The sequence below is a fragment of the Nitrobacter winogradskyi genome (genome assembly GCF_006539545.1).
Lineage (GTDB): Bacteria > Pseudomonadota > Alphaproteobacteria > Rhizobiales > Xanthobacteraceae > Nitrobacter > Nitrobacter winogradskyi_A.
Genome location: NZ_BJNF01000007.1, coordinates 1 through 13,845 on the forward strand (window position 1 = coordinate 1; position 13,845 = coordinate 13,845).

Annotated in this window: 13 protein-coding genes; 11 read left to right on the forward strand and 2 right to left on the reverse strand. The window is 64.0% G+C overall.

Annotated features, from left to right (window positions below):
- Positions 1-109 precede the first annotated feature (109 nt).
- Complete coding sequence (locus NWI01_RS01860) at positions 110-1,744, forward strand: glycosyltransferase family 39 protein (RefSeq protein WP_141382158.1); 1,635 nt, start codon at positions 110-112, stop codon at positions 1,742-1,744.
- A gap of 39 nt (positions 1,745-1,783) precedes the next feature.
- Here the strand turns inward: NWI01_RS01860 and NWI01_RS01865 are convergent, their stop codons facing one another.
- A complete protein-coding gene (locus NWI01_RS01865) occupies positions 1,784-2,665 on the reverse strand; it encodes a uracil-DNA glycosylase (protein WP_141382160.1) in 882 nt (293 codons plus the stop codon).
- Positions 2,666-2,869: 204 nt separating this feature from the next.
- Between NWI01_RS01865 and NWI01_RS01870 the strand changes: the two genes are divergently transcribed.
- From NWI01_RS01870 to NWI01_RS01880, 3 genes are all read left to right on the forward strand, one after another.
- Positions 2,870-4,531, forward strand: a complete 1,662-nt coding sequence (locus NWI01_RS01870; protein ID WP_141382162.1) for an electron transfer flavoprotein-ubiquinone oxidoreductase — start codon at positions 2,870-2,872, stop codon at positions 4,529-4,531.
- A 176-nt stretch (positions 4,532-4,707) separates the two neighbouring features.
- Positions 4,708-6,489, forward strand: a complete 1,782-nt coding sequence (locus NWI01_RS01875; protein WP_141382176.1) for a tetratricopeptide repeat protein — start codon at positions 4,708-4,710, stop codon at positions 6,487-6,489.
- 117 nt (positions 6,490-6,606) lie between these two features.
- Positions 6,607-7,533: a 4-(cytidine 5'-diphospho)-2-C-methyl-D-erythritol kinase gene (locus NWI01_RS01880; RefSeq protein ID WP_141382164.1), complete on the forward strand. Its 927-nt coding sequence runs from the start codon at positions 6,607-6,609 to the stop codon at positions 7,531-7,533.
- Positions 7,534-7,587: 54 nt separating this feature from the next.
- Here NWI01_RS01880 and NWI01_RS01885 read toward each other — a convergent pair whose 3' ends face one another.
- Positions 7,588-8,598, reverse strand: a complete 1,011-nt coding sequence (locus NWI01_RS01885) for a polyprenyl synthetase family protein (protein WP_141382166.1) — start codon at positions 8,596-8,598, stop codon at positions 7,588-7,590.
- 152 nt (positions 8,599-8,750) lie between these two features.
- Between NWI01_RS01885 and NWI01_RS01890 the strand changes: the two genes are divergently transcribed.
- The 7 genes from NWI01_RS01890 to NWI01_RS01920 form a co-directional block, all read left to right on the forward strand.
- A complete protein-coding gene (locus tag NWI01_RS01890) occupies positions 8,751-8,999 on the forward strand; it encodes a putative signal transducing protein (protein WP_141382178.1) in 249 nt (82 codons plus the stop codon).
- Complete coding sequence (locus NWI01_RS01895) at positions 8,980-9,765, forward strand: tRNA1(Val) (adenine(37)-N6)-methyltransferase (protein WP_141382180.1); 786 nt, start codon at positions 8,980-8,982, stop codon at positions 9,763-9,765. Before NWI01_RS01890 ends, NWI01_RS01895 begins: the two co-directional genes overlap by 20 nt.
- 188 nt (positions 9,766-9,953) lie before the next feature.
- Positions 9,954-10,832 (forward strand): S49 family peptidase, encoded by an 879-nt coding sequence (locus NWI01_RS01900; protein ID WP_181410336.1) that lies wholly within the window; start codon positions 9,954-9,956, stop codon positions 10,830-10,832.
- A 119-nt stretch (positions 10,833-10,951) separates the two neighbouring features.
- A complete protein-coding gene (locus NWI01_RS01905) occupies positions 10,952-11,140 on the forward strand; it encodes a hypothetical protein (RefSeq protein WP_141382170.1) in 189 nt (62 codons plus the stop codon).
- 296 nt (positions 11,141-11,436) lie between these two features.
- Positions 11,437-12,384 carry a glycine--tRNA ligase subunit alpha gene (locus NWI01_RS01910; RefSeq protein ID WP_141382172.1) on the forward strand — a complete coding sequence of 316 codons (948 nt, stop codon included), beginning with the start codon at positions 11,437-11,439 and terminating at the stop codon, positions 12,382-12,384.
- Positions 12,385-12,476: 92 nt separating this feature from the next.
- On the forward strand, positions 12,477-12,896 hold the full coding sequence (locus tag NWI01_RS01915) for an endonuclease domain-containing protein (RefSeq protein WP_141382174.1): 420 nt from the start codon (positions 12,477-12,479) through the stop codon (positions 12,894-12,896).
- The coding region (locus NWI01_RS01920) for a glycine--tRNA ligase subunit beta (RefSeq protein ID WP_244613607.1) at positions 12,897-13,845 on the forward strand (949 nt) is incomplete at its 3' end. It abuts the gene before it with no gap.

Consider the following 13,845-nt stretch of genomic DNA (forward strand, 5'->3'; position numbering starts at 1 on the left):
GCTCTAGGCAGGCCGGTTGCCTCAAAGGTTCGCGCGCCTTATCACTCGCGGCCACCCCGCGCTCCGCGTAACCCGGAATTCCGCAAGACCCGCCGCCATCAGGTCCTTCATGCGTTTCACATCGCTGGTTGTCGAACTGATCCGCGCCAGGCCGCTTTTGGTATTCTGGGTCGTGGCGCTGTTTCAGGCGGTGATGTGGCTACTCGTGTCGCTGCTGTTGTACCGGGGTCCGCCAGATGGTCTCGCGACCGCGCTGGCGTTCGGCCGGGAATATCAGGTCGGAACGGATCTCGGGCCGCCGCTCGCGTTCTGGCTCGCCGACATCGCCTATCGCGCCGCCGGCAGCCACATGATCGGCGTCTACCTGTTGTCGCAACTCTGCATCATTGTCGCCTTCCGGGTTCTGTTTGAACTGGCCCGGACCATAGCCGGCAGCCAGCAGGCGGTCCTTGCCCTGCTGCTGACCATGACGGTGACCGCGTTCGGGGCCCCCAGCCTGACATTCGGCCCGCAGGTGCTCGCCCTCCCTCTATGGTCTTTGCTGCTGCTGCATGCCTGGCGGATCATCGGGCAGGGCCGCAACGCCTGGTTCGCGCTGTCGATCGAAGCCGGCCTGCTGTTGCTGACCACGCCGGACGCGGCCGGTTTGTTGGTGGCGCTGGCCGTGTTTGCCCTGGCCACGGAGCGAGGACGGAATGCTCTTGGCTCGGTCGATTCGCTGTTCGCGCTCTTGGTGATCGCGGTGCTCGCGCTGCCTTACCTGATCTGGCTGGTGCGCGCGGACGCACTAGGCGCGCCGCCGTGGCCTGATATTTTCGAGTTGCATCTGCGGCTGTTGCGCTGGGGTGAACTGCTGCTTTCGCTGCTGTTAGCGACGGCCGGCTTGGTTCTGCTGGTTGTTCTCAATTCCCGTTTCGTCAACCGGACCTCCGAGGACGCGCCGGTCATCGTGCGGCCGCCGGCGGATCCGCTGGCGCAGACATTCGTCTATGTCTTCGCGCTTGCGCCGGCGCTCGGTGGAAGTCTGGTTGCTGCGCTATTTGGTGTCCATCACGTCATCGGCGGCGCGCCGATCGCGCTGTCGATGTCGGGTCTGGCTGTCGTCCTGCTCACCGGCGATCTCATCCATCTGCGTCGCCTGCGTGTGCTTCGCGCGGCGTGGCTCGCCGCTGTCGTGGCTCCGGCGCTGGCGGTGATTGCGATGGTCGCGGGTCAGCCGTGGTTCGCAAACACCGAGATTGCGACATCCCTCCCGGCATCCGCCATCAGCGCTTATTTCGGCGAGAGTTTCGAGCGTCGTACCAACCGCCCGCTGCAGGCTGTCGCGGGTGATCCGCAATTGGCGGCCCTCGTCGCGCTCGGCCCGTCGCGGCCCCATCTGCTGCTCGACGCGGCGCCCATAGCGTTTTCGAGCGAAGTGGGAACCGGTTCGCGTGAAGAAAACGCGTCAAAACATAAAAGTTCTAGAGCGTTTTCGAGCGAAGCGGAATCCGGTTCGCGTGAAGAAAACGCGTCAAAACATAAGGACAGGCGCACCCCGTGGATAACGCCTGCGAAGTTCACCGAACTCGGCGGGGTCGTGGTCTGGCGGGCGTCCGACACCGCGGGCACGCCGCCCGAAGCCATTGCCAGGCGATTTCCGGGCATTGTTCCGGAGATTCCGCGTACGTTTGATCGTCTCGTCAACGGCCGGCTGCCGTTGTTGCGGATCGGCTGGGCCATCGTCCGTCCGAAAGCGCCGTGACGCCTTCGCTTAGAGCCTTTCCGCTTCGCTTGAAAACAGCTAGGTGGAGGCCGGCTGCCCCAGCGCCTTATCTTCAAGCACCTTGGCGATTGCGCGCAGGTCTAGCCACGCCAGCCGCTTGTAGGACGGCGAGCGCAGGAGGTAGGCCGGATGGAACGTCGCCATCGCACGGATCGCTCGCGTGCCGGTGTCGTAATCGAACCATCTGCCACGGGTCTTCATGATACCCTCGCGGGTCTGCAGCAGCGTCTGCGTCGAGGGATTGCCGAGCGTGACCAGGACGTCAGGGTTCACCAGTTCGATCTGGCGCCGGATGAACGGCAGGCAGATCTGGGTTTCCTGCGGCGTCGGCGTCCGGTTGCCGGGCGGCCGCCATGGAATGACGTTGGCGATGTAGACGTCGCCGCGCTTGAGGCCGATCGCGGCGATCATCCGGTTGAGAAGCTGGCCTGAGCGGCCGACGAACGGCAGGCCCTCGATGTCCTCGTCGCGTCCTGGCGCCTCGCCGACGAACATCAGCCGTGCCTGTGGATTGCCGTCGGCGAACACGAGCCGCGAAGCGGTGAATTTCAACGCGCAGCCCTCGAAGCTTTCGAGCAGGGCGCGCAGGGCCTCGAGCGAGGGAGCGGTGCGGGCCGCCTCGCGCGCGGATTCGATCGCGATGTCCGGCGGCGGTGCGATTCCTGCGCGAGGTGCAGCCGTGGCCTGGCGAGACGGCTGCCGTGCCGCCACGACGGGAGCGGTTCCGGTTTTCGCGGTGATCGGACCGTCGGAGGCCGGGGCGGGCGTGGCAATATTCGGCGTGGCAAGATCCGGCGCGGAGAGGTGGTCGATCGGTTCATCCCCCAGTGCACAGTCGATCCCCGCTTCGAGATAGAAGGCCAGAAGTTCCCGGACAGTGGTCGCGTGATCTGATGTCATGTTGGCGAAAACCGGTTCCCACTTTGCGCTAGCTCGGCCCTTCGGGTCGGGATCATGCTCTAACCTGTGAAGGGCAAGCTGCGTAAGAGGTTTGCGCGGAAGGCCGGAGGGCTGCTTTCCCCGGTTGTTCTTGAGCAAAAAATCGGAAACAACAAGCCGCAGGGGCATTACAAACACGAAGGCCGCCGGTTGCGGAAGCAGATCATGAGCAGCGACGAATTGCCGCCGCGCGAATCCATGGATTTCGATGTCGTTATCGTCGGCGCCGGGCCATCCGGCCTGTCGGCGGCGATCCGGCTCAAGCAACTCGATTCCGGTCTCAGCATCGTCGTCGTTGAGAAAGGGTCGGAAGTCGGCGCCCACATTCTCTCCGGGGCGGTGATCGATCCCGCCGGGCTCGACAAACTTGTGCCGGACTGGCGCGACGATGCCGATTGTCCTCTCAAGACGAAGGTCAAGGACGACCGGTTCTATTGGATGACGCGGGGCGGTGCGATCCGGCTGCCGGGCTTCCTCATGCCGCCGCTGATGAACAATGATCACTGCTACATCGGCTCGCTCGGCAACGTCTGCCGCTGGCTGGCGCGGAAGGCGGAAGCGCTCGGCGTGGAAATCTATCCCGGCTTCGCGGCGACGGAAGTGCTTTATGACGACGATGGCGCGGTGCGCGGCATTGCGACCGGCGACATGGGCATCGCGCGGGACGGCTCGCTCAAAAATTCCTTCACACGCGGCATGGAACTGCGCGGCAAATATACCCTGTTCGCGGAAGGCGCCCGAGGTAGCCTGTCGAAGCAGTTGATCGCGAGATTCGAACTCGACAAGACCTGCGACCCGCCGAAATTCGGCATCGGCCTCAAGGAAGTCTGGCAGGTCGATCCCGCCCGGCACCGCAATGGGCTGATCCAGCATTCCTTTGGCTGGCCGCTGAACAATTCCACCGGAGGCGGCTCGTTTCTCTATCATTATGACGACGATCGCGTCGCGGTCGGCTTCGTCGTTCACCTGAACTATGACGATCCGTACCTGTCGCCTTTCGAGGAGTTCCAGCGGTTCAAGACCCATCCCGCGATCCGGGGTGTGTTCGAGGGCGGCAAGCGGCTGGCCTACGGCGCGCGCGCCATCACCGAGGGCGGCTACCAGTCGGTGCCGCGCCTGAGCTTTCCGGGGGGCGCGCTGATCGGCTGCGCGGCGGGTTTCGTCAACGTTCCGCGCATCAAGGGCGTTCACAACGCCATGGGCAGCGGAATGCTGGCCGCGGAGCACGTCGCCGCGGCGCTCGCCGCCGGGCGCGCCAATGACGAGATCACCGAATACGAGAATGCCTGGCGCGGTTCCGCGATCGGCAAGGACCTGTTCAAGGTCCGCAACGTCAAGCCGCTATGGTCGAAGTTCGGCACCGTCGTTGGCGTGGCGCTGGGCGGCCTCGACATGTGGACCAACACCCTGTTCGGCTTCTCGCTGTTGGGAACCTGGCCGCACACCAAACCCGATCGTCAGACGCTCGATTCGGCCAGAGCCCATGTGCGGATGGCCTATCCGAAGCCGGACGGCAAGCTGACCTTCGACAAACTTTCGTCGGTGTTTATCTCAAACACCAATCATGAGGAGGATCAGCCGGTTCATCTGAAGGTCGCGGACACGGCCCTGCACAAAACCTCGGAACATGGTGTCTATGCCGGTCCGTCGAGCCGTTACTGTCCTGTCGGCGTCTATGAATGGGTCGAGGACGGCGCGAGCGTGCGTTATCAGATCAACGCGCAGAACTGCGTTCACTGCAAGACCTGCGATGTGAAAGATCCGAACGGCAACATCACCTGGGTGCCGCCGGAGGGCGGCGGCGGGCCTAACTACGAGGCGATGTGAATCCGCGGGCACCCGCGGGCCATGCGCGCGGCCACGATGACGCCATACTCCTGGATGCAAGCGGCTGGCTGAAACCCGGCGCGAATGTTAGAAGCGGATCATGCAATGGCGCCGGCCCGGGTTGCGTACCGAGAGACCTGATGTTCGTGCCAAGAAATCTGGAGCTTCGCATCCCGATGTTGTCCACTCGTTTCAATCGCCTGGCGATGGCTGTTGCCGCCGCGGCGTTGCTGGTCCCGTCTGGTCCGCTGGCGGCTCAGACACCGGACCATCCGACCGAGACCTCGCCGTTTCCGAGCGCCAAGGACCTGCGCACCATGACGACGTCGGGCAGCTATCTCGCCGCGCGTCATGCCAGCGTCGAGCGCGACGCCAGGTCCGCGGCGACCTTCTATCGTTCGGCGTTGCGCACCGATCCGAAGAACAATGAACTTCTGGATCGCGCGTTCATCTCGTCGCTGGCCGAAGGCAATATCGCCGCCGCGGTGAAGCTGGCCGATCGCATTCTCGCCATCGACAAATCCAACCGCGTTGCGCGGCTGGTCGTCGGCGTTGATAATCTCAAGCAGAAAAAATACGCGGCCGCCCGGAAGAACATCAAACTGTCGATTCGCGGACCGATCACCGACCTGGTGGCGACGTTGCTGTCGGGATGGGCCGACTATGGCGCCGGCGACACCCGGCAGGCCGTCGCCCTTATCGATGCGCTGACAGGTCCCGAATGGTACCCGATCTTCAAGGATCTGCATTCGGGGATGCTGCTCGATCTTGCAGGCCGGAAGGAAGAGGGCGGGGCTCGTCTCGAACGCGCTTACAAGCTCGACGATTCGGCGCTCCGCGTGGCGGATGCTTATGCACGGTGGCTGTCGCGCAACAAGGACGCCGCGGCGGCGCTGAACGTCTATGGGTCGTTCGACAAGAAGCTGGCGCGGCATCCGCTGATTCAGGAAGGTATCAAGGAACTCAAGGCCGGCAAGAAGCTGCCGCAGCTTGTCAATTCGCCGCAGACCGGCGCCGCCGAAGCCCTTTACGGCATCGGCGCGTCCCTGACCCGGCGCGGCGGCGAGGATCTGGCGCTGGTCTATCTGCAACTCGCGCTTTATCTCTCGCCTGATCATCCGATGGCGCTGTTATCGCTCGCCGATCTCTATGAATCGGTGAAGAAGCCGGAGATGGCGATCGGCGTCTATGAGCGTGTGCCAGCCGGTTCGCCGCTGCGGCGCAATGCCCAGATTCAACTTGCCACCAATCTCGACGCCGTCGATCGCAGCGACGAGGCGATCAAGATTCTCAAGGGCGTGACGGAGCAGGACCCGAGCGACCTGGAGGCCATCATGGCGCTCGGCAACGTCGAGCGCGGCCGCAAGAAGTTCGCCGATTGCGCGAAGACCTATGGCAAAGGCATCGACGTCGTTGCCGAGTCCAAGGACAAGCCGAACTGGGTCTATTACTATTTCCGTGGAATCTGCCTGGAACGGTCAAAGAACTGGGACAAGGCGGAAGTCGACATGAAGAAGGCGCTCGAGATTCAGCCCGAGCAGCCGCATGTGCTGAACTATCTCGGTTACTCCTGGATCGACCGTGGCCTCAATCTCGATGAAGCCATGAAGATGATCAGGCGCGCCGTCGATCAGCGGCCGGACGACGGCTATATCGTCGACAGCCTCGGCTGGGCCTATTACCGCATCGGCAATTATGAGGAAGCGGTCAAGACGCTGGAGCGGGCCATCAACCTCAAGCCTGAGGATCCGACGGTGAACGATCACCTCGGCGACGCTTACTGGCGCGTCGGCCGGACGCTGGAGGCGAAATTTCAGTGGGCGCATGCGCGCGATCTGAAGCCGGAACCGGAAGAACTGCCGAAGATCGAGGCCAAGATCGAGAACGGCCTGCCGGCGGATGACACGCCGTCCGCCGCCTCGGCGGACAAGAAAAAGGACGACGGCAAGGGCGGCTGAGACGCGTGGTCGAGAAGAGGGTCACGATTTCTCCGCCGCATTTTTTTTGGGCCGCGCGCCGAACGCGATCGCAGAAATCATTTGATTTTGCGCGCGTTTTTGGATTTGTCATCCATCATGATCGTCACCGGCGTCACGGATCTGGAAACGGCCGCACCGGCGCGGAGCGAGACGGCGCGCGCCAAGGTCAATCTGACCCTGCGGGTCGTGGGCCGGCGCGCCGATGGCTTTCACGATCTCGAAAGCGTGGTGGCATTTGCCGACTGCGTCGATCGGCTTTTTCTGACGCAGGGCGCGGAGCTGTCGCTTGTCGCCGCTGGTCCGCGGGCGGAGGAGTGCGGTCAGACAGCCGATAACCTTGTTCTGAAGGCGGCAAGGCTGCTTGGCGAGCGGATACCGAGCCTGAAAGCAGGGGCCTTCGCGCTGGACAAGCATTTGCCGGTCGCTGCCGGCATTGGGGGCGGATCGGCGGACGCGGCCGCGGCGTTGCGGCTTCTGGCAGGGATCAACGGCCTTTCGATCGATGATCCACGATTGATCGAGACCGCGCGACTGACCGGCGCCGACGTGCCGGTCTGTGTCCGCTCGGAAAGCTGCGTCATGACCGGCGTCGGCGAATCGCTGCTGCCGCTGGATCTGCCGGCGATGCATGCTGTGCTGGTCAACCCGCGCGTTCCCGTCGCCACAAAGGACGTCTTCGCCGCGCTCGGCCTTCGCAAAGGCGAGTTGAATGTCGGCGTTAATGACGTGATCGAGGCCATTGTGTGGCCGAAGGCCGGTGCGCCGGTGGACGATTGGCTCACCATGCTGTCGGACGGCACCAATGACCTCGAAGCACCGGCGGTCCGCGTTCAGCCTGTGATCGGCGAGGTGCTCGCGCGGTTGCGGTCGACCGGCGCGCGGCTGTCACGGATGTCCGGCTCGGGCGCGACCTGCTTTGCGATCTTCGACGAGGAGGCGGCCGCGCATCATGCCGCGCAGACGATCCGGCTCGATCGCCCGCAATGGTGGGTTCATGTGGGGATGCTGGGCGGACGTTCGTGAGGCATTTCACGGTTGTCATTCCCTGACACCGGCGGAGATCATCTCGCCGGGTGGTCAGTGCGACCGCGCCAGGCAGAACGCCACGACCTGCTCCAGCGCGCCCTTCATCGGCGACGGCGGAAACAGCGCCAGCGCATCGACCGCCATCGCGCCGTAGTGATGGGCGCGATTGAGGGTATCCTCCAGCGCGCGATGCTTGGTCATCAGCCCGATGGCGTGATTGAGGTCGTTGTCGCCGATCTTGCCTTGCTCGAGCGCCCGCACCCAGAATTCGCGCTCGACATCGTTGCCGCGCCGGAACGCCAGCACCACCGGCAGGGTGATCTTGCCCTCGCGAAAGTCGTCGCCGACGTTCTTGCCGAGCTTCGCCGACTTGCCCCCGTAGTCGAGCACGTCATCGACAAGCTGGAAGGCGATGCCGAGATTCATGCCGAAACTGGCGGCCGCCGTTTGCTCGGCTTTCGGACGGCCGCCGAGCACCGGGCCGACCTCGCAGGCCGCGGCGAACAGTTCGGCCGTCTTGCCGCGAATGACCGCGAGGTATTCGTCCTCCGTCGTGGCCGTGTTCTTCGCCGCCGCGAGCTGCATGACTTCGCCCTCGGCGATGGTGGCCGCCGCCGAAGACAGGATGTCGAGCGCGCGCAGCGAGCCGACCTCGACCATCATGCGGAACGCCTGTCCAAGCAGGAAGTCGCCGACGAGAACGCTGGCCTCGTTGCCCCACACCATGCGGGCCGATAGCCTGCCGCGGCGCAGCTCGCTTTCGTCGACCACGTCGTCGTGCAGCAGCGTCGCGGTGTGCATGAATTCCACCGAGGCTGCGAGTTTCACATGGCCTTCGCCGGTATAGCCGGCGAGATTGGCCATCGCCAGCGTCAGCATCGGGCGCAGCCGCTTGCCGCCGGACGAGATCAGGTGGTTGGCGACTTCCGGAATCATCGTGACGTCCGACCCGGTCCGCGACAGGATGGTGGCGTTGACGCGTTCCATGTCGGCGGCGACGAGTTCGACGAGCTGGTCGATGGAGCCTGTCGGCTGGCTTTCGAAGGGGACGATGACCGCCAAGCTGAGGATCTCCGGTTTTCGAATTTCGTCTCATTCTAACCGTTGCACCATAGAAAGTGCTGGTTGGCCCGGCAAGCGCAGGTAATTGTTGACAGGGAGTCGTTGACATGGGCCACAGGGATGCGACGCTCAGCGGGCAGGAGAGCGTGACGTTGCGGGAATTGGTTCGAACCAACGACATGGTGCTGGTGTCGGCGGTCGGCGCGCTGCTGGACGGCGCGGGGATTTTTCATCTGGTGCTGGACCAGAACATGAGCGTGGTTGAGGGGTCGCTCGGGGTGCTGCCTCGCCGCATTCTGGTGAATGACGGCGACAATCGCGCGGCGCGGCAGCTTCTCGCCGAAGCCGGGCTGGCTCATGAATTGCGCCCCGACGACGCTGATGACCTGCGCGCAATCTGACATTGGCGAGGATGCGTTTCTCGGTGGGCGGCTGCGGCTGTATCAGCCGCTGTCGGGTCACCGCGCGGGCCACGACGCCATGCTGCTCGCCGCCGCGACGCCGGGCGGACCCGGCGATCGCATCGTCGATTTCGGCGCGGGCGTCGGCGCCGCCGGGCTCGCGGTGGCGACGCGGATCGATGACATCGATCTGGTGCTGATCGAGCGTGACGAAACCCTCGCCGGTCTGGCGCGCCGCAACGCGCTTCTCAATCGCCTCGCGGCGCGGGTCTGCGTCCTCGATATCACGGCGGAGGCTGATGCTTTCGCCTCCGCCGGTCTTGGTCCCGACAGCGCCGACGGGGTGCTGATGAACCCTCCCTTCAACGATGCGGTCCGGCACCGGCCATCGCCGGACCAGGGCCGTCGCGCGGCCCATGTCGCGGACCCCTCGACCCTGGACATCTGGACTCACGCCGCCCGGCGGATGCTGAAATCCGGAGGCGCTCTCAGCCTGATCTGGCGCAGCGACGGACTGGCGGAGGTGCTTGGCGCGCTTGGCCGCGGCTTTGGGGGTATCGCGATCCGGCCCGTGCATCCGGACCCGCACAGGCCGGCGATCCGCATCCTGGTTCGCGCAATCAAAGGGAGCCGGGCGCCGCTCAGGCTTTGTCCGGGCTTGATGCTCAGCAACGAGATGGGCCAGCCCGATAAGGAGGCTCAGGAAGCTCTCGCGGGCGGCGAGGCGCTGGCTTTCGCTCATGCCGGCAAAGGCGGGTTCCAGTGAGAACGCGTGGCTGACCCCGGCAAATCCATCACGTCCATTGCAGGCCGCGCTCGCTGTCCGGCACGGTTCTGACGAATTGTCGCATGAAGGCTACCGGTGGTTGTCCCTCGTAGATAGATACTGTGTGCATGTTAATCGGACGATTGAATTGAATAGTGGATGAAATGGCCGAAACCCAGGAAAACGCCATGAGCCGGGTGAAAACAGCGCTGACGAAGCTCATTCCCAGGCGATGGCGGCGCGGGACCAGTGTGGTGCCGGTGGTGCGGCTGTCCGGGGTGATCGGCGCGGTCACGCCGCTCAGGCCGGGCATGACGCTGGCGGGCGTCGCCCGAACGCTGGAGCGGGCATTCGCGGTGGCTAACGCCAAAGCGGTGGCGCTGGTGGTCAACTCGCCGGGCGGATCGCCGGTGCAGTCCCGCCAGATTTATCTGCGCATCCGGCAACTGTCGCGAGAGAAAGAGATTCCGGTTCTGGTGTTCGTCGAGGACGTCGCCGCTTCGGGCGGTTACATGATCGCCTGCGCGGGCGACGAGATTTTCTGTGATCCCTCGTCGATCCTGGGTTCGATCGGCGTGGTCGGCGGCGGTTTCGGCTTTACAGAACTGATCAGGAAAATCGGCGTCGAACGCAGGCTGTACACGGCGGGCGAACACAAGGCGACGCTCGATCCCTTTCTTCCGGAGAATCCCGAGGATGTGGCGCGGCTGAAAACGATCCAGCGCGAAATCCACGCCACCTTCATCGAACTGGTGAAGGCGAGCCGAGGGGGACGGCTGAAAGCAGCGGACGAGCTTTTGTTCACCGGCGAATACTGGGCCGGCGAGCGCTCGGTCGCGCTCGGTCTTGCGGATGCGATCGGCGATCTCCGTTCGACCTTGCGGGCCCGCTTCGGAGATAAGGTGAGCACGCCGCTGATCGCGCCCTCGACCGGTCTGTTGTCGGGACTGTTGGGCCGCAAGGCGGGCGCCGGCACCCTGACCTCACAGGGCGGCATGGCGGGGATGCCGGATGAGCTGATTTCGGCGCTTGAAACCCGGGCAATCTGGGCCAGATTCGGATTCTGAGCAGGCCCCCGGCGACATTCCCAAAGCTATCTGGCCTCGAAACGGCGATTGCGGGAACGATCGGATTAGGCGAGAATATTGTTTGTATGGGGTCCGTAACGAAAGAAGGGGATCGACCGATGCCGCCATTGATCGCACTTGCAGCTACCCTGGGTGGACTGATCGCGGTCCGCTGGCTTTTCCAGACCGCCAGGCGGATTAATCAGGAACTCGAGGAAGCGCGGATGGCCCGCGTGGCGGAGCCGGCGCGCCGCGATATCCCGACCCTGCGGCGGGATTCCCGCACGGGCGCCTATCGGCCTGACTGATAGGCCCGGCGGGCCCGCAGGTCGCCGCTTCCGCGACAAGGCTCGCAGGATGATTCGCGCGACCACGCCGCTGTTCTGCCGTGTGCAAGGGTATTCGGTAGCCAAGGTTTCGTCGTTGTCTTGATTTGAGGAACGCGCGCCGATACGGTCGCGTTGCGCCGACTAGAGCCTGATCCGGATCAAGTTGAATCGGACCATGCTCTGGAGATGATTGTCTGGTCGCATTTTCTTGCGGCGAACAGGTCATCCACTTCGCCGGAAAATGCTCTAATTTCGCGAATCCCCCAAAAAGACGAATGGACCCCTTGCCCCCGCATATGCGCCCGGAACGCTCGTTCCAGGGTTTGATCCTGACCCTGCAACGCTATTGGGCGGATTACGGCTGCGTCATCGTGCAGCCCTACGACATGGAAGTCGGGGCGGGTACCTTTCATCCCGCGACCACGCTTCGCGCGCTGGGTCCGAGATATTGGAACGCGGCCTATGTGCAACCCTCGCGCCGGCCGAAGGACGGCCGCTACGGCGAGAACCCCAACCGCCTGCAGCACTATTACCAGTTTCAGGTCATTCTCAAGCCGTCGCCGCCTGACATCCAGGATCTCTATCTGAAATCGCTGACCGCGATCGGCGTCGACAGCGCGCTGCACGACATCCGCTTCGTCGAGGACGACTGGGAAAGCCCGACGCTGGGAGCGTGGGGTTTGGGGTGGGAGTGCTGGTGCGACGGCATGGAAGTCAGCCAGTTCACCTATTTCCAGCAGGTGGCGGGCGTCGAATGCGCGCCGGTGGCGGGTGAACTCACCTACGGGCTGGAGCGTCTGGCGATGTTCGTGCAGGGCGTCGACCGCGTCTACGATCTCAATTTCAACGGCCGTGAGGGCACGGAGAAAGTGACCTATGGCGACGTCTTCCTGCAGGCCGAGCAGGAATATTCGCGGCACAATTTCGAGCACTCCGACACCGCGATGCTTTTCGAGCAGTTCAGGATGGCCGAGAATGCCTGCAAGACATATCTCGCCGCGGGCTGGCGGGACGATCCGAAACAACCCGGCACGCGCGGGGCGCATCTGATGGCGCTGCCGGCCTACGATCAGTGCATCAAGGCGAGCCACGTCTTCAACCTGCTCGACGCGCGCGGTGTGATCTCCGTGACCGAGCGGCAAAGCTACATCCTGCGCGTGCGCGAGCTGGCGAAGGCCTGCGGCGAAGCGTGGCTCCATACCGACGCGGGCAGGGCGGGGTGATACAGTTCTCGCGAAAGATCAGTTGTGAGAATCCGGTGCACCTGCTCCCCTCCCCCCGCTTGCGGCGGGGAGGGGCCGGGGGGCCTATGTTCATGCGCAGACCCAGCATCGTAGATACGCGCGTGCCGCGCGCCCGCGCGTTGCGCCACGATCTGACGGAAGCTGAGAAGAAACTCTGGCAACACTTGCGGCAGCCTCCATTCAAGGAGCGCCACTTCCGACGTCAGGCTACGATCGGTCCCTATTTCTGCGACTTTGCTAGCCACCAATTCAAAATCGTCATCGAGGTCGACGGCGGGCAACATGCCGATAATTCTGCGGACGATAGGCGCACGGCCCGTCTCGTCAACAAAGGTTATCGCGTTTTGCGTTTCTGGAATAACGACGTCCTTGAGAATCTGCCCGGCGTTCTCGCGACAATCTTCGATGCGACGAACGAAACGCCCCCCACCCCCGACCCCTCCCCACCGCAAGCGGGGGGAGGGGAGACAAGTCTGCGCGGCGAGAACTAAATGCCCGATCTTCTGCTCGAACTGTTCTCCGAGGAAATTCCCGCGCGCATGCAGGCGAAGGCGGCGGATGATCTGCGCCGGATGGTCACCGACAAGCTCGTCGCCGAGGGGCTCGTCTATGAGGGCGCGAAAGCTTTCGCTACGCCGCGCCGCCTCGCGCTTACCGTGCACGGCATTCCCGCGCGCCAGCCCGATCTCAAGGATGAGCGCAAGGGGCCGAAGGTCGGCGCGCCCGACGCCGCCGTGCAGGGTTTTCTGAAGGCCGCCGGGCTGAAATCGCTGGACGAAGCCAAGATCCAGCGTGACCCGAAGAAGGGCGATTTCTATGTCGCGCTGATCGAGAAGCCGGGACGGCCTGCGATCGATGTGCTGGCGGAATTCCTGCCCGTGATCGTGCGCACTTTCCCGTGGCCGAAGCAGATGCGCTGGGGCGAGCGCTCGGCGAAGCCGGGCGCGCTGACCTGGGTGCGGCCGCTGCATTCCATCATCGCGACCTTCGGCATGGAGACCGAGGAGCCGGACGTGGTGCCGTTCGACGTCGCCGGCATCACAGCGGGGCAGGTGACGCGCGGGCATCGCTTCATGGCGCCGGGCGAATTCAGCGTGCGCCGCTTCGAGGATTACGAGGCGAAGCTGCACGACGCCAAGGTCGTGCTCGATCCGCAGCGGCGCAAGGACATCATCCTGGCTGACGCGAAAGAACTGGCGTTCGCGCAAGGCTATGAGCTGGTCGAGGATCAGGCGCTGCTCGATGAGGTGTCCGGCCTCGTCGAATGGCCGGTGGTGCTGATGGGCTCGTTCGACGAATCCTTTCTGTCGATACCAAGCGAGGTGATCCGCGCCACCATCCGCACCAACCAGAAGTGTTTTGTGGTGCGTTCGCCTTCTCCCTCCCCCCACGATAGTGGTGGGGAGGGATCAAGGGTGGGGGGGTCTTCTTCCGCAGCTT

What these genes read in the sequence shown, in the direction of transcription:
- NWI01_RS01860 (WP_141382158.1), top strand. Translation starts at nt 110, where the DNA reads ATGCGTTTCACATCGCTGGTTGTCGAACTGATCCGCGCCAGGCCGCTT.
- NWI01_RS01865 (WP_141382160.1), bottom strand. Translation starts at nt 2,665, where the DNA reads ATGACATCAGATCACGCGACCACTGTCCGGGAACTTCTGGCCTTCTAT.
- NWI01_RS01870 (WP_141382162.1), top strand. Translation starts at nt 2,870, where the DNA reads ATGAGCAGCGACGAATTGCCGCCGCGCGAATCCATGGATTTCGATGTC.
- NWI01_RS01875 (WP_141382176.1), top strand. Translation starts at nt 4,708, where the DNA reads ATGTTGTCCACTCGTTTCAATCGCCTGGCGATGGCTGTTGCCGCCGCG.
- NWI01_RS01880 (WP_141382164.1), top strand. Translation starts at nt 6,607, where the DNA reads ATGATCGTCACCGGCGTCACGGATCTGGAAACGGCCGCACCGGCGCGG.
- NWI01_RS01895 (WP_141382180.1), top strand. Translation starts at nt 8,980, where the DNA reads ATGACCTGCGCGCAATCTGACATTGGCGAGGATGCGTTTCTCGGTGGG.
- NWI01_RS01900 (WP_181410336.1), top strand. Translation starts at nt 9,954, where the DNA reads ATGAGCCGGGTGAAAACAGCGCTGACGAAGCTCATTCCCAGGCGATGG.
- NWI01_RS01905 (WP_141382170.1), top strand. Translation starts at nt 10,952, where the DNA reads ATGCCGCCATTGATCGCACTTGCAGCTACCCTGGGTGGACTGATCGCG.
- NWI01_RS01910 (WP_141382172.1), top strand. Translation starts at nt 11,437, where the DNA reads ATGGACCCCTTGCCCCCGCATATGCGCCCGGAACGCTCGTTCCAGGGT.
- NWI01_RS01915 (WP_141382174.1), top strand. Translation starts at nt 12,477, where the DNA reads ATGCGCAGACCCAGCATCGTAGATACGCGCGTGCCGCGCGCCCGCGCG.